We start from the raw sequence: 19,783 nt of genomic DNA, 5'->3' as shown, positions 1-19,783 counted from the left end.
TATGACATGAGCAACGAACATATCGTGTGGCATGATTCATCTATTACAAAAAAAGAATATCAACAAAAAAACAATCATAAAAGCGGCATTATTTGGCTCACAGGTCTAAGTGGATCAGGTAAATCTACAATTGCAAATGCAGCGGCTAGAGAGCTGTTTGAACAAGGTTATCAAGTCACTGTTCTTGATGGCGATAATGTGCGGCATGGATTGAATAAAGATTTAGGGTTTTCAGATGATGACAGAAAAGAGAACATCCGACGTATCGGAGAAGTGGCGAAATTATTTGTTGAGCAAGGAACAATTGTCATCACGGCTTTTATTTCACCATTTCAAGAAGACCGCCGCATTGTCAGACAGTTAGTTGAAGCGGGAGAATTTCACGAAGTGTTTGTGAAATGTGATCTGAACGTATGCGAAGAGCGTGACCCAAAGGGGTTATATAAAAAAGCTAGAAATGGCGAAATTCCATTTTTTACCGGGATTGATTCACCTTATGAAGAGCCAGCTGCACCTGAGCTTGTTCTAGATACAGGTGAATTATCGCGTGAAGAGTCCAAACAGCGTCTTGTTGATTATGTAAAGGGAAAAGCGAAATAATCGCCTGATGGCAGGGGGAGAAAAGCACGATGGGGAAAGTATACATTGTGGGGGCTGGACCTGGGGATCCAGACTTAATTACATTAAAAGCCCTTAAGGCAATACAGCAGGCAGATGTCATTTTATATGATCGTCTTGTCAATCAAGAAATACTCGCCCACGCCAAACCCGATGCGGAATTAATCTATTGCGGCAAGCTCCCGAATCATCATACGATGAGACAGGAAGCCATCAATGAAGCCCTTGTGACCCATGCAAAGGAAGGGAATGTTGTCGTCCGTCTGAAAGGCGGCGACCCCTTTGTATTTGGCCGCGGCGGTGAAGAAATCGAATGCTTAGCTGAGCACGGAATTCCATATGAAGTTGTCCCGGGGATTACCTCTGGTATTGCAGCAGCTGCTTATGCAGGCATTCCCGTGACGCACCGTGAATTCAGCTCAAATGTTGCGTTTGTCACGGGTCACTATCAAAAGGATGAGCATTTTGAAGAAAAGTGGGAGGCACTGGCTACAGGGATTGATACCCTTGTGATTTACATGGGCGTCAAAAACGTAGAAAGAGTGCAGCAGCTTCTTATAAAAAATGGACGTGATCCTGAAACGCCAGCAGCGTTTATACACTGGGGAACCACGACGAGGCAAAAGACGACTTGCTGCACTGTTAAGACACTGTCTGAAACCGTTGAAAAAGAAGGCATCGAGCATCCAAGCTTAATAGTTGTTGGAGATGTCGTTCATTTTCACCAAAAGCTGAACTGGTTTGAACCGGCCCTCATTGAGAATTGAGAATGTTAGAGAAAAGACACGTGCATTGATCGTGTCTTTTCGTCTGAACAAAACAAGTAAGAAGGAGGAGTCACATGAAACAAGCTGTACTTTATGTTGGGCATGGAAGCAGGGTAAAAGAAGCACAAGATAAAGCCATTTCTTTTATGAAAAGCTGTATGCCATTAGTAGAAGCCGATATACAAGAAATTTGTTTTTTAGAACTAACAGCCCCTTCTATAGAGGAAGGCTTTGAAGCCTGTGTGAACAAAGGAGCTACACACATTGCGATCGTCCCGCTCCTCCTTTTAACTGCTATGCATGCTAAATCGGATATTCCAGTTGAGATTGAGAAAGTTCAAAAACGATACCCGCAAGTGAAGGTCACATACGGGAAACCAATTGGGGTCAATCAAGAAGTGACAAAAGCAGTTGCTGCAAGAATTGAAGAAGCAGGATATCAAGGCGGGAAAGCACGGATTCTTTTAATTGGCCGCGGAAGCTCTGATCCAGATGTGAAGCGAGATGTGTTTGGCATTGCGGACGATGTCCGGCGCCTGCTTCCTCTTGCTGAGGTCTTGCCATGTTTTATTACGGCATGTGAGCCAAATTACCGAGATGTTCTTGCGCAATTAACAGCAGATGATGATGCGCCTGTTTATCTCGTTCCTTACTTGTTGTTTACGGGTATTTTAATGAAAGAGATTGAAAATGAAGCGGCTCAGGCGAGAGAGAGGCTGAAAGGCGTCCGGGTATGCCGGTATATTGGCTTTCATCCGCATGTAAAAGCAGCTTATATTGAACGCGTGCAAGAAACCATTTTAAACAAAGACGATGTGTTTCATTTCCAAGGAGAAAGCCATGCTTCCAGTCCATCTTGATTTAACCAATCAACAAGTGCTCATCGCCGGCGGTGGAAAAATAGCCGCAAGAAGAGCAGAGGCGCTATGTATAGAGCCTTGCCATATTACCATCGTGAGTCCTGATATTTCTAAAGAGATGGCACGTCTCATTGATACATACAACCTGAATTGGAAAGAAAAGAAAGTGGAAGCTCAAGATGTAGAGGATGCATTTTTCATTGTCGCTGCTACAAATGATCCGGCGGTAAATGAATGGATTGCACAAACAGCACGGCCTCACCAGCTTGTGAATTGTGTGAGCCAATCAGAGCTTGGCAATGTAATCGTGCCAAAGGTGGTCAAAGCAGGGAAAGTGACGATTTCAGTCTCTACAAGCGGTGCAAGCCCAGCCCGGACAAAACAGCTGGCTGCGGAAATTGAGACATTGCTTGAACAAGAGGATGTAGATGCACTTGATGCTCTCTATATCGAAAGAAAAAAACAACAAAGAAAAAGCCGATAAAATCTCTTGAAAGGATTTTATCGGCTTTTATTATTTTCGCAGCTTAAGAACCACATCTTCGTCAGGCGTGACAAATAATGTTTGCTGTTGATCATACGTCACAAATCCGGGCTTGGCTCCATTTGGTTTTTTCACATGCCGGATTTTCGTGTAATCGACAGGAACGGAGCTCGACTCCTTTGCCTTCGAGAAGTAGGCAGCGATTTGAGCCGCTTCAAGCAGCGTCTGTTCGTCAGGCGTTTGATGACGGATGACGACATGTGATCCAGGAATATCTTTCGTGTGCAGCCAAATATCGTCACGGGCAGCCGCCTTTGTGGTTAAATACTCGTTTTGTTTGTTGTTTTTTCCGACTAATATCGGAATCCCTTGAGACGATTCATACGTTTCAAGCTGAATGGCCGCCGTTTTTTTCTTTTTGGCGTTGCGCTTTTGTTTGGCGCGTAAATATTTCCCTTCAACAAGCTCTTCTCTCATTTCCTCTAAATCCTTCGGTGAGGCAGAGGACAGCTGCTGAATCAACTCATCAAAATAAGCAATCTCTTTATGTGTCCGCTCAATTTGCTCATTGACCGCTTCTACTGCATTTTTTGCCTTTTGATATTTTGTGAAATATGCTTGCGCATTTTCAGAAGGGGTTTTGTTTGTTTTGAGCGGTATTGTGATCTCTCCGCCATCTTCATCGTAATAATTGATGACAGTCGCTTCTTTATCCCCTTTTTTGATGGCATATAAATTGGCTGTTAGCAATTCGCCATAGAGCTGGTATTTATGGGCATTTTGAGATTCTTCAAGGGTTCTGTTCAGTTTTTTGAGCTTGTTTTCATTTTTCTTTTTTTCATTTATGACAAACCGTTCAAGGTCAGACGCTTGTTGTTTCACTCTGTCTCTCTCAGCTTTGCCGAAATAAAAGCGGTCAAGCAGCTGGCTGAGAGAGTCGAATGTCTTCATTTCGCCTTGGACATGCTGCAGTTCTAATAAATAGAAATACTCCTTCCCATCTTTTCTTGTCAGCTGCGGGGTAAAGGAATGCATGCGAATCAGCTGGAACATGTCGACTAGTGTATTTGGAATTGTTTCCTGATTGGCAAGACCGGCCCTGTGAACAGCTTCCTTTGCAAACAGCGGAGAAACCCCAGAGAATGTATCGACAATTTGCTTTGTGATCATTCCTTCTTGAAAGCGTAAATGCTTTAAAATATCGTCCTTCGTTACTGCAAACGGATTTAATTTTTGCTGCGCAGGCGGCAGAAGGTATTCGTGCCCAGGAAGCACTGTTCGATAGCTGTTTACAGATGGAGAAAGATGCTTCAAGCCATCGATGATCTGCTGCGTATCATCTTCGACAAGAATCAAATTACTATGCCTTCCCATGATTTCAATGTAGAGCTTTCGCGTCTGTTCGTCGCCAATTTCATTGCGGCTTCGTACATGAAGTACGATCACACGGTCAAATCCAATTTGTTCGAAACGCTCAATGAATCCGCCCTCAAGATGCTTTCTAAGGAGCATACAAAACATTGGAGGTTCGCTTGGATTGTCATATTGCTGCTCTGTGAGCTGCACTCTAGCGTAGCTCGGATGAGCGGATAAAAGGAGCTTATGATTCTTTCCGTTTGCCCGGATATGAAAAATCAGCTCGTGCTTATATGGCTGATGAATTTTTGAAATTCTTCCACCAGTTAATGTCTCTTGCAATTCATTTGTCATACCATATGTAAAAATGCCGTCAAATGACATGTTGGATACACCCTCTTCTTTCACACAAATCTACTGAAAGAACCTTCCATTTCTCGTTCTTTAGGCAGTCTTATTATTATAGCATGATTTAGGACGAGTCTGAATAAACTGGCTTATAGAACACTGCATATGAGAGAGAACAAAAGAGGAGTGGACGAGGTCAAATGAATTGGCATGAACTGAACCAAACCGATTTATTAAAAACAATGAATACATCGATAGGTGACGGACTGTCAGAAAAAGATGTACAAAAACGGCTTGAAAAACACGGGCCAAATGAATTGCAAGAAGGGAAAAAGGCGTCAGCTCTGATCATTTTTTTAGCGCAATTTAAAGACTTTATGGTGTTAATCTTGCTTGCAGCAACGATCATTTCTGCTTTTCTAGGCGAATACATTGATGCAGTAGCCATTGTAGCGATTGTTCTGATTAATGGAGTGCTCGGCTTTTATCAAGAACGCCGGGCGGAAAAATCCCTTCAAGCACTAAAGGAATTATCAACCCCGCATGTGTATGCAAGGAGAAATCATGAATGGATCAAGATCCCGTCTAAACATCTCGTGCCAGGGGATATTGTGAAATTTTCAAGCGGAGACCGGATTGGGGCAGATATTAGATTACTAGAAACAAAGAGTCTGGAAATCGAGGAGTCTGCTCTCACTGGCGAATCCATCCCAGCAGTTAAACACGCAAGTCCGCTTTCTAGCAATCATGTCTCGCTTGGAGATTTGACGAACATGGCCTTTATGGGGACGCTTGTCACTAGAGGAAGCGGCGTGGGCGTTGTCATTGGTACAGGAATGAATACAGCGATGGGGCAAATTGCCGGCATGCTGGATGCTGCAGGGAATATGGAAACACCACTGCAAAGACGTCTCGAACAGCTGGGGAAAATCCTCATTGTGGCTGCTTTATTTTTAACGGTGCTCGTTGTGGTTCTTGGCGTTGTGCAAGGACATGATTTGTATCATATGTTCCTGGCGGGAGTATCACTTGCGGTTGCTGCCATTCCCGAAGGCCTGCCGGCAATTGTCACCGTCGCACTTTCCTTAGGAGTGCAGCGGATGATCAAACAAAAATCGATTGTCAGAAAGCTCCCGGCGGTGGAGACTCTTGGCTGCGCGTCGATCATTTGCTCAGATAAAACAGGAACCATGACGCAAAATAAAATGACTGTGACCCATGTATGGGCAGAGGGCAAAACGTGGAATATTTCTGGTACGGGCTATGAGCCATCTGGTGATTTCACCTTGAACGGAGAACTTGTCCATGTAGATAAACATCCAAGTCTGCAAAAGGTGTTATTATATGGGGCGCTTTGTAATACATCGACCATCGTTGAAAAAGATGGCGAAATGAGGCTTGATGGTGATCCGACAGAGGGGGCACTTCTCACCGCAGCACGTAAAGCGGGTTTTACAGAGCAATTCATCGAAGCAGGATTTCACGTGGTAGAAGAGTTTCCTTTTGATTCAGAAAGAAAGATGATGTCAGTCGTCGTCGAAACGAATCAAAAAGAGCGGTACGTCATTGCAAAAGGTGCGCCGGATGTCCTGATGAACCGTTCAAGCCATATCATGCATGGCGGACGCACAGCTTCATTTTCAGCCACTCACAGGCAAGAAACAGAGGCTGCGATTCAAGGTTTAGCAAGACAAGCGCTGAGAACGATTGCCATTGCGTATAAAAAAGTTGGTCTGACCGAAACAATCACCACTGTCCAGCAGGCTGAAACTGATTTAACATTTATCGGACTAGAGGGCATGATCGACCCGCCTCGTCCTGAAGTGAGACGAGCGATTAAAGAGTGCAGGGATGCGGGCATAAAAACAGTCATGATTACAGGGGATCACGTGGAAACAGCCAAAGCGATCGCAAAAGACTTGAGCCTTTTACCAAAGCAAGGAAAGGTGCTCGACGGAAAAGCGCTGGATCAGCTGAGTGACAAAGAGCTTGAGCAAACGGCTGAAAATGTATACGTCTTTGCACGGGTATCACCGGAGCATAAGCTGAGAATTGTGAAAGCCTATCAAAAAAATGGACATATTGTAGCGATGACAGGTGACGGGGTCAATGATGCGCCTGCAATTAAGCAAGCAGATATCGGTATATCCATGGGCATCACTGGAACAGACGTAGCCAAGGAAGCGTCCTCTCTTATTTTACTTGATGACAACTTTGCGACCATTAAATCGGCCATTAAAGAAGGCCGAAATATTTATGAAAACATTCGTAAGTTTGTTCGCTATTTGCTCGCATCAAATGTGGGAGAAATTTTGGTTATGCTGTTTGCGATGCTTCTAGCGCTTCCGCTTCCTCTCGTTCCTATTCAAATTTTATGGGTCAACCTCGTCACAGATGGTCTCCCGGCGATGGCGCTTGGTATGGATAAGCCAGAAGGCGATGTCATGAAAAGGAAGCCGAGGAATATGAAAGAGGGGATTTTTGCTAGAGGGCTCGGCTGGAAGGTTGTATCTAGAGGGTTCCTCATTGGACTTGCGACCCTTTTAGCATTTATGTTTGTGTATCACCGTGATCCAAACAACCTGCCATATGCACAGACTGTTGCATTTAGTACGCTTGTGTTGGCGCAGCTCATTCATGTATTTGACTGCCGCAGTGAACGATCCATCTTTGAACGCAATCCATTCGGGAATCTCTACTTAATCGGTGCGGTTTTGTCATCACTTTTACTGATGTTTGTGGTCATTTATTATCCGCCGCTTCAGCCGATTTTCAAAACGGTGGCGATTGCACCAATTGATTGGCTGCTGATCATCGGTATGTCTGCACTGCCAACTTTTTTACTGGCAGGATCACTTTTGACAAGAAAAAAATAATTCGTTATGGTATAATTTTGAGGTAATAGTGTCTGCTATTACCTTTTTCATTTTATTAATATGAAAGAATTGGGTGTTTTGACATGATACGCAGTATGACGGGATTCGGCCAAGCGAGTAAAACGGATGGAGAACTGACAGTGTCAGTTGAGCTAAAATCGGTCAATCACCGTTTTAAAGAGGTTCATGCCCGTTTGCCGAGGCCGCTTTTATATTTCGAAGACACATTAAAAAAAATCATTCTTCGTCACGTGCAGCGCGGTAGAATTGAGCTGTTTGTTACGATTGAAGGCGGTAAACTAGCAAGCCGGTCCTTGCAGATCGACTGGCCGCTGCTTGATGAATACATGAAAGCCGCAAAAGATCTCGAGAAACGCTATCACATTTCAGGCATTCAGCATGCACATGACTTACTGGGGCTGGAGCATGCCGTTCAAGTAGAAGAATCGGCTAGCCGAAATGAGCAATTAGAGCAATTGCTGATGGAAGCTTGTGAAACGGCTGTCAAGGAGCTTTGCTTCATGAGAGAGCAGGAGGGAACATCACTTCAAAAAGACTGTGAGCTGAGGCTTTCTGAATTAGAGGCCTATACAGAAGAAATCAAAGTCTTTGCACCAGAGGTTGTGAGTCAGTATAAAGACAGGCTCAATCAGCGATTGCAAGAATGGATCGGAGAGGCGCTTGACGAAAGCAGATTGACAACAGAGGCTGCGATCTTTGCTGACCGCTGTGACATTACAGAAGAGATTACGAGATTGAAAAGTCACTTTCAGCAATTCCAGCAAATCTTGATGCAAGGCGGTGCTGCTGGCAGAAAACTTGATTTTCTTGTACAGGAGCTCAACCGTGAAGTGAACACCATTGGCTCAAAAGCGAACCATCATCATTTAACTAAGCTGGTGGTTGAAATGAAAAGTGCTATTGAAAAAATAAAAGAACAAGTGCAGAATATAGAATAGTCATTGTGTATGCTGTTTACAGTACGTCTCTTTCGGCGAGACTAGAGACGTTTATAATACAGGGGGACGTTAGAAGATGACCATAAAGTTGATCAATATCGGATTTGGAAACATCATTTCAGCGAATCGGATGATTTCGATCGTCAGTCCGGAATCAGCACCGATTAAACGAATGATACAAGACGCAAGAGATCGAGGCATGCTCATAGATGCTACATACGGAAGAAGAACCCGTGCTGTTGTCATTATGGACAGTGACCATGTCATCTTATCTGCCGTTCAGCCTGAGACTGTCGCGCAAAGACTTTCTGTAAAAGAAGAAATCATAGATGAAGGGCAGGGGTAATACGCCATTATGAAAGAAAGAGGACTTTTAATCGTTCTCTCTGGACCTTCGGGAGTTGGAAAAGGAACGGTCAGACAAGCCATTTTCTCCCAGGAAGATACGAGATTTGAATACTCAATTTCTGTGACAACACGTAAACCGCGTGAAGGTGAAAGAAATGGTGTCGATTATTTCTTTAAATCCAGGGAAGAATTTGAACATATGATTGAAAACAAAAAGCTGTTAGAATGGGCAGAGTATGTCGGGAATTACTACGGCACGCCTGTTGACTATGTAGAACAGACATTAAGCGAAGGAAAAGATGTTTTCCTTGAAATCGAAGTGCAAGGTGCACTTCAAGTAAGAGAAGCATTCCCAGAAGGTCTTTTTATTTTCCTTGCACCGCCTAGTCTTTCAGAACTTCAGAACCGCATCATTACACGTGGTACAGAGTCTGAGGAGCTCATTCGAAATCGAATGGCTGCTGCAAAAGAAGAGATTGAAATGATGGATGCTTACGACTATGTCGTGGAAAACGATGATGTCGAGCTTGCTTGTGAAAGAATCAAAGCGATCGTCCTTGCAGAACACCTGCGCAGAGACAGAGTCGCACCAAGATATAAAAAAATGCTGGGGGTAGAATAAACTATGTTAGATCCTTCAATTGACTCATTGATGAACAAACTTGATTCAAAATACACACTTGTGACAGTATCTGCACGCCGTGCACGTGAAATGCAGATCCACCAAGATCAGCAAATCGAAAATACGAAATCTTACAAATTTGTAGGTAAAGCACTTGAAGAAATCGATGCCGGTCTTTTGACATTTGAAAAAGAGGATCAAGTATAACACATCGCTTCTGCTATGCAGATACGATACGTTCAAAAAAGTCAAAACTATGATTGGTTTTGACTTTTTTGAATTGTAGACGAATTTGTGAAAAAGGCCGTTAAGGGGGACAAACAAATGTTACAGTCAAAAAATATTTTGCTCGGCGTCAGCGGAGGAATCGCCGTATATAAAGCAGCTGCACTTACTAGTAAACTCGTACAGGCGGGCGCAAATGTAAGAGTGATTATGACGGAATCTGCTCGTGAGTTTGTGTCTCCGCTTACCTTCCAAGCTCTGTCTCGACATGAGGTGTATGTGGATACATTTAAAGAAAACAATCCAAAAGTCATTGCGCATATTGACGTAGCTGACTGGGCCGATCTCATTCTTGTTGCCCCTGCAACAGCACATACGATTGGTAAAATGGCGGCAGGGCTTGCAGATGATATGCTCACGACGACCTTACTTGCTTCAACTGCTCCTGTATGGATCGCGCCAGCTATGAATGTGCATATGTATGATCACCCGGCTGTAAAGCGGAACATTCGCACATTATATGAGGACGGCTACCGGTTTATTGAACCGAGTGAAGGTTATTTAGCCTGTGGCTATATTGGAAAAGGGCGATTAGAGGAGCCTGAAAAAATAGTTGAGCACATCCGTGCTTTTTTCGAAGAGCCAAAAAACTTACCGCTTTCAGGTAAAAAAGTCGTGGTGACAGCAGGTCCTACACGAGAAGTCATCGATCCTGTGCGTTTCTTTACAAATCGATCGTCTGGAAAAATGGGCTATGCGATTGCAGAGGCTGCGCAGCAAATGGGGGCTGATGTCACGCTTATTTCAGGACCTGTTTCTTTAACGGCACCTAATCATGTACATGTGGTGCACGTTGAATCGGCAGAGGACATGTATCAAGCCGCATTAGCTGTGTACGAGGAAGCGGACCTTGTCATTAAATCAGCAGCAGTCGCCGACTATACCCCTGTGACCTCATATCCTCATAAAATGAAAAAACAGGACGGCGGCTTAGAAATTGAATTCACCCGGACAAAAGATATTTTAAAAGAGCTGGGGAAAAGAAAAGAGCATCAAGTGCTTGTCGGTTTTGCAGCTGAAACGCAGGATGTAGAATATTATGCGAAAAAGAAAATCGAATCCAAGCATTTAGATATGATTGTGGCCAACAATGTCACAAAAGAAGGTGCAGGCTTTGGCACAGACACAAATGTAGCAGCAATCATCAAAGCAGATGGTACAACAACAGAACTGCCAATGATGAGCAAAAAAGACCTCGCTTTTGAAATCTTAAAGGAGGCAAAACAGCTGTTGCCAAAAGAGCGTGATCGCGCATGATTGCTGAAGTCATCGTAGATGTCACAACGAAAGCCATTGACCGGCCATTCGATTACCGTGTACCAGATCGATTCAAAGATCTCGTCAAAGCGGGAATGAGGGTGGTCGTTCCCTTTGGCCCGAGGAAGATTCAAGGGTTTGTGACAAAAGTCAAAGAAGAAACAGACGTAAAAACAGGAAGCATAAAGGACATTGTCGATTTATTTGATTTATCACCTGTTCTGACAGATGAGCTATTGGAGCTTTCCCACTGGCTGACGGAAAAAACATTGTCCTATCACATTACGGCACTTCAATCGATGCTGCCTGCAGCCATGAAGGCGAAGTATGAAAAAGAAATTCAAGTGCTGTCAGATGAAGAACTTCCGCAGTCATTGAAAGAGCTTTTCGGTCAGCGAGATAGCATTCTTTACGCTGACATCCCAGCCGAACAACTAAAACAGATTCAAAAGCATGTCCAAAAAGGTCATCTAGAGGTAAGGTATCACGTCTCGCAAAAATCTGGAAAGAAAAAAGTGCGCACGCTCCAACTAGCTGCATCAAAAGATAAGCTTGAAGAAAAACAGCAGCAGCTGAAAAAAAATGCGGTGAAACAAAAGGCTCTGCTCTCCTTTTTGCTTCAAGCGAGTGAGACGACCTTTTTAGCGAAAGACTTGCAGCAGCAAACAGGCGCGAGTTCTCAAACGCTTAAAACCTTTATTCAAGAAGGGCTGCTAACAGAAAGCTATGAAGAGGTCTACCGGGATCCTTATCGTGACCGGGCATTTACACCTTCTGCTTCACTTGACCTTATGCCAGAACAAGCAGAAGCGGCAAAACATATACATCAAGCAGTCAGTGATGACCGGCATGAAACCTTTCTGCTGCACGGGGTGACAGGAAGCGGTAAAACGGAAATATACTTGCAGACGATTGATCATGCCCTACAAAAAGGAAAAGAAGCGATCGTCCTCGTTCCAGAAATCTCGTTAACCCCTCAAATGGTTCAGCGGTTTAAAGAACGATTCGGTTCAAATGTGGCTGTACTTCACAGCGGCTTATCGACAGGGGAAAAATATGATGAATGGCGGAAAATCCACCGCAAGGAAGTCAAACTTGTCGTGGGCGCGAGATCGGCTGTTTTCGCACCATTTGAAAATCTAGGCATGATTATCATAGATGAAGAGCATGAATCTTCTTATAAACAAGAGGAAATGCCTCGTTATCATGCCAAGGACGTCGCCATTGAACGAGCCAAAAGGCATCGATGCCCAGTTGTTTTAGGTAGTGCAACTCCTTCACTTGAAACCTACGCGCGTGCCAAAAAAGGCGTGTTTACATTGCTGACGCTCAAAAACCGAGTCAACCAGCAGCAGCTGCCGCACGTTTCGTTAATTGATATGAGAGAAGAATTGAGAAATGGCAACAGGTCCATGTTTTCAGAAGAATTAATGCTCAGATTAAAGGAAGTGCTTGAAAGAAAAGAACAAGCCGTCTTATTTCTGAATAAAAGGGGCTATTCATCCTTTGTGATGTGCCGTGATTGCGGATATGTGGAGCAATGTCCTCATTGCGAAATTTCTCTCACCTATCACCGCTATCAAAAACGGCTGAAATGCCATTATTGCGGTCACGAGGCACCGGTGCCAGCTGAATGTCCAGAATGCCATAGTGAGCATATTCGCTATTTTGGTACGGGTACACAGCGTGTAGAAGAAGAGCTGGCAAAAGTACTGCCAGAGGCAAGAGTCATCCGAATGGATGTAGATACAACGTCTCGTAAAGGTGCTCATGAAAAGCTCCTCACATCTTTTGGCAATAAAGAAGCAGATATTTTGCTCGGGACGCAGATGATTGCAAAAGGGCTAGATTTCCCAGATGTCACACTTGTTGGTGTTCTAAGTGCGGATACGTCTCTTCATATCCCTGATTTCCGTTCAAGTGAAAAAACATTTCAGCTTCTCACGCAGGTCAGCGGCAGGGCAGGACGACATGAAAAAGCGGGCTCTGTGATCATTCAATCGTATACGCCTTCTCACTATAGTATTGAATTAACGAAGCAGCATGACTACGAAGCCTTTTATGAACAGGAGATGCTGCATCGCCGCCACCAGTCCTATCCGCCGTATTACTTTTTGGCGATGGTGACAGTATCACATGAGGAAGTGACGAAGGCAGCGCATGTCACGGATCAAATTGTTCAGTTCCTAAAAATGAACTGTGCCCCGAATACAAGAATTCTTGGTCCGGCTGCATCACCAATCGCTAAGATCAAAGATAGATATCGATATCAATGCGTGATAAAATACAAAAGGGAAAATGAACTGGCAAGTTTACTACGGAAAATACAAGATCATTATCAAAAGGAAATGGAACAAAAACAATTGATGATTTCAATAGATATGAATCCATATATGATGATGTAAAACGGAGGGCTTTAAGTGGCAGTCAAACCAATAGTCATGCATCCGGCAGAAGTACTCGAACAAAAGGCAGAGCCTGTCGATACGTTCGATAAAAAGCTCAAAAAACTGCTTGATGATATGTATGATACAATGCTTGAGCTAGATGGAGTCGGACTAGCAGCACCACAAATCGGCATTTCACAAAGAATTGCTGTTGTCGATATCGGAGAAGAAACGGGCAGAATTGATTTAGTAAATCCCGAGGTTCTTGAAGTGAAAGGAAGTCAAACAGATATTGAAGGCTGCCTGAGCTTTCCATCTTTATACGGCACAGTAGAAAGACCGAGCTATGTGAAGGTAAAAGCCTTTGATAAGAAAGGCAAACCATTTACAATAGAAGCAGAAGGATTTTTAGCAAGAGCCTTATTGCACGAAATTGATCACTTAGACGGGATATTATTCACGTCGAAAATCATTCAAACCTATACAGAAAAAGAACTTGCGGAAATGGAAGGGTGAAGAAAATGGCACGTATTGTATTTATGGGAACCCCTGATTTCTCAGTACCTGTGCTGCAGACACTTATAACAGAAGGATACGAAGTTGTCGGGGTCGTCACGCAGCCAGATCGCCCGAAAGGCAGAAAACGAGTACTCACGCCGCCTCCTGTGAAAGTGGAAGCCTTAAAGCACGGCATTCCGGTCTTGCAGCCTGAAAAGGTACGCCTTGATGAAGAAATTGATAAAGTGCTTGCCTTAAAGCCAGATTTAATTGTCACGGCGGCATTTGGACAAATTCTACCAAAACGATTACTAGATGAACCTCAGTTCGGCTGTATCAATGTACATGCCTCGCTGCTGCCAGAACTAAGAGGGGGCGCGCCGATCCATTATGCGATCCTTCAAGGCAAAAAGAAAACAGGCGTCACGATCATGTACATGGTGGAACGGCTCGATGCAGGGGACATGATCAGTAAAGTAGAAGTGGAAATCGACGAATTAGACAATGTCGGTACATTACATGATAAATTAAGTGTAGCAGGCGCCGCACTATTGAAAGATACTGTGCCGAATGTTCTGAGCGGATCTATTTCTCCAATTCCGCAAAATGAAGAAGCGGCAACGTATGCACCTAATATAAAGCGAGAGCAGGAAAGGTTAGACTGGACAAAGACCGGAGAAGAGCTTTACAACCAAGTTCGCGGCTTAAATCCGTGGCCAGTTGCCTATACTGAATGGAACGGGGCTCATCTAAAAGTATGGGAAGCGAAAAAAGTTCCACTCGAAGCGCAAGAAGAACCTGGGAAAGTGATTGAGCTTCAAAAAGAAGGACCAGTCATTGGAACTGGGAATAAACAAGGCCTTTTATTAACAGGTGTGCAGCCAGCTGGTAAGAAAAAGATGAGCGGCGAAGACTTCCTAAGAGGCGCAAATATCGAAATGGGACAGAAATTAGGGTTAATGAATGAAGAAAAGTAATGTAAGAGAAGTAGCGCTGGACGCTTTAATCAAACTCGAACAAAACCAAGCTTACAGTAATTTGCTTTTGCAGTCAGTTATGAAAGACAAAGACTTGGCCGATCAGGACAAACCGCTCTTAACAGAGCTTGTGTACGGTACACTGCAAAACAAGCTGGCATTAGATTATATGCTGGCACCATTTGTGAAAAAACCGCAAAAGGTGGCTCCGTGGGTCATGCAGCTTTTGCGGATGTCTCTTTATCAAATGGTCTACCTTGAAAAGATTCCAGATCGTGCAGCCATCCATGAAGCGGTTGAGCTAACGAAAAAGAGAGGGCACAAGGGCATTTCTTCACTTGTGAACGGCGTTCTTCGATCCGTGCAAAGAGAAGGCGTTCCGGCTTTTGATGACATCAAAGATCCAGTCAAGCGGCTTTCGATTGAGACAAGCCACCCATTATGGCTCGTGCAGGAATGGGTTCAGTCGTACGGATTTGAAGCGGCAGAAAGCATGTGCCGCATTCATTTAGTACCGCCAAAGCAAACCCTTCGTGTCAATCGAATGAAAACGGACCGCGCAGCACTGCAGCAAGAACTGCTGGATGCCGGAATTGAAACGGAGCTTGGCGATTTATCAGAAGATGCACTTAAGCTGATGAAAGGGTCCATCGTTTCAACCCCTTCTTTTCAAGAAGGCTATGTGACCATTCAAGATGAAAGCTCAATGCTTGTCGCAAGAGCACTAGACCCTCAGCCGGGAGAAGCTGTGCTTGACGCCTGTGCGGCTCCAGGCGGAAAATCAACACATATCGCAGAGCGTATGAACGACGAAGGACAAATTGTTTCACTTGATTTGCACGAACACAAAGTGAAACTCATCAAACAAGCAGCAAAACGTCTGAACCTTACTCAGATCGAGGCAAAAGCGCTTGATGCAAGGAAGGCAAAAGACGATTACAGCGAAGCTTCATTTGACCGGATTCTGATTGATGCGCCGTGTTCTGGTTTTGGCGTCATTAGACGAAAACCAGATATGAAATATACAAAGTCTCCAGAAGACTCAGCAAGGCTTGCTTCAATTCAGCAGGCAATCTTAAAAGAAACAGCTCCGCTTTTAAAGCCTGGCGGAACCCTTGTATATAGTACATGTACAATGGACCCAACAGAAAATCAACAAGTGATTCATGCGTTTTTACAAGAACACCAAGACTTCGAACCCGATCTATCTCTTAATGAACGGCTGCCTGAGCAGGTTGCTCCGTTTGTTCAAAACGGAAGTGTGCAAATTCTTCCTCATTATTTCGGAACAGATGGTTTCTTTATTTGCAGCATGAGAAAGAAGGGATAAAAAATGACAGAACAAAAAGTAAGAAAAGAACTGAAAACAGATATGCCGTCGATCTATTCATTTGAGCTTCACGAAATGAAAGAATGGTTAAAAGAACAAGACGAAAAGCCTTTCCGCGCAGCTCAAATTTTTGAGTGGCTTTATGAGAAACGTGTGACATCCTTTGATGAAATGTCTAACCTCTCCAAAGATTTAAGAGAAAAATTAAAAGATCAATTTACAATCACAACATTAAAAACCGTGATCAAACAAACGTCTCAAGACGGAACGATCAAGTTTTTATTTGAACTGCATGATGGTTATACAATTGAAACAGTTCTTATGCGTCATGAATATGGAAACTCTGTCTGTGTGACAACGCAGGTTGGCTGTAGAATTGGCTGTACATTCTGTGCATCTACACTCGGCGGTTTAAAACGAAACCTTGAAGCCGGAGAAATCGTTGCACAAGTATTAAAAGTACAGCAGGCACTTGACGAAACAGACGAGAGAGTCAGCTCTGTTGTCATCATGGGAATTGGCGAACCGTTTGATAACTTTGAAGAAATGCTTGCTTTCCTTAAAATCATCAACCATGATCATGGCTTAAATATTGGTGCACGCCATATTACGGTTTCGACAAGCGGAATCATTCCAAAGATCTATCAATTCGCTGATGAGCAAATGCAAATCAACTTTGCTGTGTCATTGCACGCACCGAACACAGAGATCAGAAGCCGCCTAATGCCGATCAATAAGGCATATAAGCTGCCAAAATTAATGGAAGCCATCGAATACTACATTCAAAAGACGGGTAGACGTGTCAGCTTTGAATACGGCCTGTTTGGCGGAGTAAATGATCAAGTTCACCATGCAGAAGAACTTGCAGACCTATTAAAAGGAATCAAGTGCCACGTGAACCTCATTCCGGTGAACTATGTACCAGAGAGAGATTATGTGAGAACACCTAGAGAACAAATCTTCCTATTTGAAAAAACGCTAAAAGAACGAGGCGTAAACGTAACGATTAGACGAGAGCAAGGCCATGACATTGATGCTGCTTGCGGTCAGCTAAGAGCGAAGGAGCGTCAGGAAGAGACGAGGTGACGAATGTTGATAAGGGCAGCCTTTCTTACCGATACAGGAAAAGTCCGTCAGCATAATGAAGATGATGCAGGTATTTTTGAAGCAAAAGAAGATTCACTTCTCGCTGTTGTAGCAGACGGCATGGGAGGTCATCTTGCTGGTGATGTCGCCAGCAAGATGGCAGTCTCTTCTTTAAAAGAATACTGGGAAGAAACATCTTCAATTCCAGAAAAGCCAGCCGATCAAGAAAGCTGGTTAATCTCTAAAATCAGTGACATTAATGACCAAGTTTATGAACATGCGCAAAACAATGAGGAGTGCCAAGGAATGGGGACGACTATTGTATGCGCGCTCGTTCATTTGCAAACGGTCACAATTGCGCATATTGGAGACAGCCGCTGCTACCTGCTAAGAGAAGGAGTGCTGACCCAATTAACAGATGATCATTCACTCGTAAATGAGCTTGTGAAAACAGGTGAAATTTCAAAAGCGGATGCAGAATATCATCCAAGAAAAAATGTGCTCACGAAAGCATTAGGAACAGATAAACGTGTTCAAATTGATGCACGTACTTTTGAAGTGGACCCAGGAGATCAAATCCTGCTTTGCTCAGATGGTCTATCGAATAAAGTAGAAGAAGAGAATTTGACTCATATATTAACGCAAACGACCGCACCAGAGGAAAAAGTAACAGAGTTAATACAAACAGCGAATGACAACGGCGGTGAAGATAACATTACAGCAGTACTGTTAGAAATCTCCTCCCAGCCAGAGGAGGGTGACAGCAAGTGTTGATCGGAAAAAGGATCAGCGGCCGTTATCAGATTCTTCGCGTCATAGGCGGAGGCGGAATGGCCAACGTCTATTTGGCGGAGGATATGATTTTAGATCGCGAAGTAGCGATTAAAATTTTGCGGTTTGACTTTGCGAGCGATGATGATTTTATTAGACGTTTCCGGCGGGAAGCGCAGTCAGCTGCAAGCTTAGATCATTCGAATATTGTCAGCATCTACGATGTTGGGGAAGAAGATGACATTTATTATATTGTCATGGAATATGTCGAAGGGATGACGCTGAAAGAATACATACACGCCAATGGCCCGCTTCATCCGAAAGAAGCCGTTCGCATCATGGAGCAAGTCGTTGCGGCGATGGAAGAAGCCCATGCGAAACAGCTCGTCCACCGAGACATTAAGCCTCACAATATATTAATAGACAATATGGGGAACATCAAAGTCACTGATTTTGGGATTGCCATGGCACTCAGCTCAGCGACCATTACCCATACAAATTCTGTCCTAGGCTCCGTGCACTACTTGTCTCCAGAACAAGCACGCGGGGGTCTTGCAACGAAAAAATCAGACATCTATTCACTTGGGATTGTGCTCTATGAACTCATCTCAGGACGCATGCCATTTGAAGGAGAATCGGCTGTCAGTGTTGCACTGAAGCATTTGCAATCAGAGCCACCATCTGTGAGAAGATGGAATCCTTCTGTTCCACAAAGCGTGGAAAACATCATTTTAAAGGCGATGGCCAAAGATCCATTTTATCGATATGAAGATGCATCTGAAATGCAAAAAGACTTAAAAACCGCTTTCGATCCAGCCAGATTAAAAGAAAAACGCTTTGTTATTGAAGAAGACCATGAAGCAACGAAAGCAATCCCAATCATTCAAGATCATCAAATCGATCAAGACAATGAAAAAACAGCCGTCCATCCGGCTCAAAAACCGAAGAAAAAAGAAAAACAAAAGCCGAAAAAGAAACGAAAAAAATGGCCATGGATTGTGGCATCCATCTTATTTATATTGACTGCTGCGTCAATTTTAGCCATCACTGTGTTTCCGGGGCTGCTTTTTCCAAAAGATGTGGAAGTCACAGATGTATCTGGCATGACGGTTGAAAAAGCAGAAGATACCTTAAAGAAAGCTGGGTTTACCGTCGCTTCGGAGTCAATAGAGATCGCTGATGAGAAAATTGAAAAAGGTCTCGTCGTCAAAACAGACCCGAAAATCGGCACAAAGGTCAAAGAAGGAACAGAGATTCAGCTTTACGAAAGTACTGGCAAGGAAAAGACCGAATTACCTGATGTTACAGGCGAAAAGGTCGATAAAGCAAAAGAAATATTAGAGAAAAAAGGATTTAAACAGGTCGTTGTGGAGGAAGTGAATGATAATGACACCGAGTCTGGGATTGTCATGGAACAGAGTCCTTCCGCGAATACTGAGCTTGTAGCAGCAGATGAAGAAGTCACGTTGACTGTCAGCATAGGTCCTGCCGATATTACATTACGTGATTTAACGACGTATAGTAAGCAAGCGGCATCGAATTATTTAGAGGATAACGGCTTAAAGCTCGATGAAAAAGAAGCGCATTCTGACGATGTGCCAAAAGGCGAGGTCATGAAGCAGGAACCAGGAGCAGGAACGGCTGTTAAACCAGGTGATACGGTCAAGATTACATTCTCTCTTGGACCGAAGGAAAAACCAGCTAAAACGGTAACTGAAAAGATTGAGATCCCTTATGAACCAGAAGCGGAAGGGCAGGAGATGAATGTCCAAATTTCCATTGATGATGCGGAGCATAGCATCTCTGATTCATACGAAAGCTTTAAAATCACTGCGCCGACTGAACGGACCATTAAATTTAAGATTGAACCAGGTCAAAAAGGATATTATCAAGTGACGGTTGATGATAAAGTCGTCAGCTCGAAAACGATCGAATACCCTGATGATGAATAAAG

At 43.7% G+C, this 19,783-nt stretch carries 18 protein-coding genes; 17 read left to right on the top strand and 1 reads right to left on the bottom strand.

The genetic code is table 11. The annotated features are described in order from the left end of the window. The first annotated feature begins 6 nt into the window (after positions 1–6). From cysC to MHH40_RS02910, 4 genes are all read left to right on the top strand, one after another. Positions 7–600 carry an adenylyl-sulfate kinase gene (cysC, locus tag MHH40_RS02925; RefSeq protein ID WP_003212173.1) on the top strand — a complete coding sequence of 198 codons (594 nt, stop codon included), beginning with the start codon at positions 7–9 and terminating at the stop codon, positions 598–600. A 29-nt stretch (positions 601–629) separates the two neighbouring features. Next, positions 630–1,385, top strand: coding sequence for a uroporphyrinogen-III C-methyltransferase (gene cobA, locus MHH40_RS02920; RefSeq protein WP_340900625.1), 756 nt, complete (start codon positions 630–632; stop codon positions 1,383–1,385). 74 nt (positions 1,386–1,459) lie between these two features. Beyond that, complete coding sequence (locus MHH40_RS02915; protein ID WP_326849212.1) at positions 1,460–2,245, top strand: sirohydrochlorin chelatase; 786 nt, start codon at positions 1,460–1,462, stop codon at positions 2,243–2,245. Beyond that, a complete protein-coding gene (locus MHH40_RS02910; RefSeq protein WP_268458681.1) occupies positions 2,226–2,729 on the top strand; it encodes a precorrin-2 dehydrogenase/sirohydrochlorin ferrochelatase family protein in 504 nt (167 codons plus the stop codon). The genes MHH40_RS02915 and MHH40_RS02910 overlap by 20 nt, the downstream gene beginning before the upstream one ends. Before the next feature lie 30 nt (positions 2,730–2,759). Here the strand turns inward: MHH40_RS02910 and MHH40_RS02905 are convergent, their stop codons facing one another. Further along, positions 2,760–4,469, bottom strand: coding sequence for an Rqc2 family fibronectin-binding protein (locus MHH40_RS02905; RefSeq protein WP_310023684.1), 1,710 nt, complete (start codon positions 4,467–4,469; stop codon positions 2,760–2,762). A gap of 164 nt (positions 4,470–4,633) precedes the next feature. On the opposite strand from MHH40_RS02905, the gene MHH40_RS02900 reads away from it, so the two are divergent. The 13 genes from MHH40_RS02900 to pknB all read left to right on the top strand — a co-directional run bounded on the left by MHH40_RS02900 (position 4,634) and on the right by pknB (position 19,781). Further along, entirely contained in the window at positions 4,634–7,309 is a 2,676-nt protein-coding gene (locus MHH40_RS02900; protein WP_137054646.1) for a calcium-translocating P-type ATPase, SERCA-type, read from the top strand. An 83-nt stretch (positions 7,310–7,392) separates the two neighbouring features. Next, positions 7,393–8,268, top strand: a complete 876-nt coding sequence (locus MHH40_RS02895; protein WP_003211878.1) for a YicC/YloC family endoribonuclease — start codon at positions 7,393–7,395, stop codon at positions 8,266–8,268. 76 nt (positions 8,269–8,344) lie between these two features. Continuing rightward, positions 8,345–8,614: an extracellular matrix/biofilm regulator RemA gene (gene remA / locus MHH40_RS02890; RefSeq protein WP_008344898.1), complete on the top strand. Its 270-nt coding sequence runs from the start codon at positions 8,345–8,347 to the stop codon at positions 8,612–8,614. A 9-nt stretch (positions 8,615–8,623) separates the two neighbouring features. Next, positions 8,624–9,238, top strand: a complete 615-nt coding sequence (gmk, locus tag MHH40_RS02885) for a guanylate kinase (protein ID WP_212045853.1) — start codon at positions 8,624–8,626, stop codon at positions 9,236–9,238. A gap of 3 nt (positions 9,239–9,241) precedes the next feature. Beyond that, a complete protein-coding gene (gene rpoZ / locus MHH40_RS02880; RefSeq protein ID WP_050945069.1) occupies positions 9,242–9,445 on the top strand; it encodes a DNA-directed RNA polymerase subunit omega in 204 nt (67 codons plus the stop codon). A 117-nt stretch (positions 9,446–9,562) separates the two neighbouring features. Next, on the top strand, positions 9,563–10,780 hold the full coding sequence (coaBC, locus tag MHH40_RS02875; protein ID WP_065097254.1) for a bifunctional phosphopantothenoylcysteine decarboxylase/phosphopantothenate--cysteine ligase CoaBC: 1,218 nt from the start codon (positions 9,563–9,565) through the stop codon (positions 10,778–10,780). Then, entirely contained in the window at positions 10,777–13,185 is a 2,409-nt protein-coding gene (gene priA / locus MHH40_RS02870; protein WP_340900624.1) for a primosomal protein N', read from the top strand. Before coaBC ends, priA begins: the two co-directional genes overlap by 4 nt. Positions 13,186–13,200: 15 nt before the next feature. Continuing rightward, the gene (gene def, locus MHH40_RS02865; RefSeq protein WP_050945066.1) at positions 13,201–13,683 is read left to right on the top strand and encodes a peptide deformylase; all 483 of its coding nucleotides are present in this window, start codon (positions 13,201–13,203) and stop codon (positions 13,681–13,683) included. A gap of 5 nt (positions 13,684–13,688) precedes the next feature. Then, on the top strand, positions 13,689–14,642 hold the full coding sequence (gene fmt / locus MHH40_RS02860; RefSeq protein WP_050945065.1) for a methionyl-tRNA formyltransferase: 954 nt from the start codon (positions 13,689–13,691) through the stop codon (positions 14,640–14,642). Continuing rightward, positions 14,629–15,972, top strand: coding sequence for a 16S rRNA (cytosine(967)-C(5))-methyltransferase RsmB (gene rsmB / locus MHH40_RS02855; protein ID WP_212045855.1), 1,344 nt, complete (start codon positions 14,629–14,631; stop codon positions 15,970–15,972). Before fmt ends, rsmB begins: the two co-directional genes overlap by 14 nt. 3 nt (positions 15,973–15,975) lie before the next feature. After that, positions 15,976–17,058, top strand: a complete 1,083-nt coding sequence (rlmN, locus tag MHH40_RS02850) for a 23S rRNA (adenine(2503)-C(2))-methyltransferase RlmN (RefSeq protein ID WP_003212089.1) — start codon at positions 15,976–15,978, stop codon at positions 17,056–17,058. Positions 17,059–17,061: 3 nt separating this feature from the next. Beyond that, positions 17,062–17,832 (top strand): Stp1/IreP family PP2C-type Ser/Thr phosphatase, encoded by a 771-nt coding sequence (locus MHH40_RS02845; RefSeq protein ID WP_321998980.1) that lies wholly within the window; start codon positions 17,062–17,064, stop codon positions 17,830–17,832. Beyond that, positions 17,826–19,781: a Stk1 family PASTA domain-containing Ser/Thr kinase gene (gene pknB / locus MHH40_RS02840; RefSeq protein WP_003212486.1), complete on the top strand. Its 1,956-nt coding sequence runs from the start codon at positions 17,826–17,828 to the stop codon at positions 19,779–19,781. The genes MHH40_RS02845 and pknB overlap by 7 nt, the downstream gene beginning before the upstream one ends. Positions 19,782–19,783: the final 2 nt, after the last annotated feature.

Source organism: Bacillus sp. FSL K6-2431 (genome assembly GCF_038005165.1).
Taxonomy (GTDB): domain Bacteria; phylum Bacillota; class Bacilli; order Bacillales; family Bacillaceae; genus Bacillus; species Bacillus pumilus.
Note: the sequence above shows the minus strand (reverse complement) of the source record. Positions and strands in the feature narration are given on the sequence as shown.

Excerpts from the sequence above, each read along its gene's own strand:
- cysC (WP_003212173.1), top strand. The coding sequence starts at position 7 with ATGAGCAACGAACATATCGTGTGGCATGATTCATCTATTACAAAAAAA.
- cobA (WP_340900625.1), top strand. The coding sequence starts at position 630 with ATGGGGAAAGTATACATTGTGGGGGCTGGACCTGGGGATCCAGACTTA.
- MHH40_RS02915 (WP_326849212.1), top strand. The coding sequence starts at position 1,460 with ATGAAACAAGCTGTACTTTATGTTGGGCATGGAAGCAGGGTAAAAGAA.
- MHH40_RS02910 (WP_268458681.1), top strand. The coding sequence starts at position 2,226 with ATGCTTCCAGTCCATCTTGATTTAACCAATCAACAAGTGCTCATCGCC.
- MHH40_RS02905 (WP_310023684.1), bottom strand. The coding sequence starts at position 4,469 with ATGTCATTTGACGGCATTTTTACATATGGTATGACAAATGAATTGCAA.
- MHH40_RS02900 (WP_137054646.1), top strand. The coding sequence starts at position 4,634 with ATGAATTGGCATGAACTGAACCAAACCGATTTATTAAAAACAATGAAT.
- MHH40_RS02895 (WP_003211878.1), top strand. The coding sequence starts at position 7,393 with ATGATACGCAGTATGACGGGATTCGGCCAAGCGAGTAAAACGGATGGA.
- remA (WP_008344898.1), top strand. The coding sequence starts at position 8,345 with ATGACCATAAAGTTGATCAATATCGGATTTGGAAACATCATTTCAGCG.
- gmk (WP_212045853.1), top strand. The coding sequence starts at position 8,624 with ATGAAAGAAAGAGGACTTTTAATCGTTCTCTCTGGACCTTCGGGAGTT.
- rpoZ (WP_050945069.1), top strand. The coding sequence starts at position 9,242 with ATGTTAGATCCTTCAATTGACTCATTGATGAACAAACTTGATTCAAAA.
- coaBC (WP_065097254.1), top strand. The coding sequence starts at position 9,563 with ATGTTACAGTCAAAAAATATTTTGCTCGGCGTCAGCGGAGGAATCGCC.
- priA (WP_340900624.1), top strand. The coding sequence starts at position 10,777 with ATGATTGCTGAAGTCATCGTAGATGTCACAACGAAAGCCATTGACCGG.
- fmt (WP_050945065.1), top strand. The coding sequence starts at position 13,689 with ATGGCACGTATTGTATTTATGGGAACCCCTGATTTCTCAGTACCTGTG.
- rsmB (WP_212045855.1), top strand. The coding sequence starts at position 14,629 with ATGAAGAAAAGTAATGTAAGAGAAGTAGCGCTGGACGCTTTAATCAAA.
- rlmN (WP_003212089.1), top strand. The coding sequence starts at position 15,976 with ATGACAGAACAAAAAGTAAGAAAAGAACTGAAAACAGATATGCCGTCG.
- MHH40_RS02845 (WP_321998980.1), top strand. The coding sequence starts at position 17,062 with ATGTTGATAAGGGCAGCCTTTCTTACCGATACAGGAAAAGTCCGTCAG.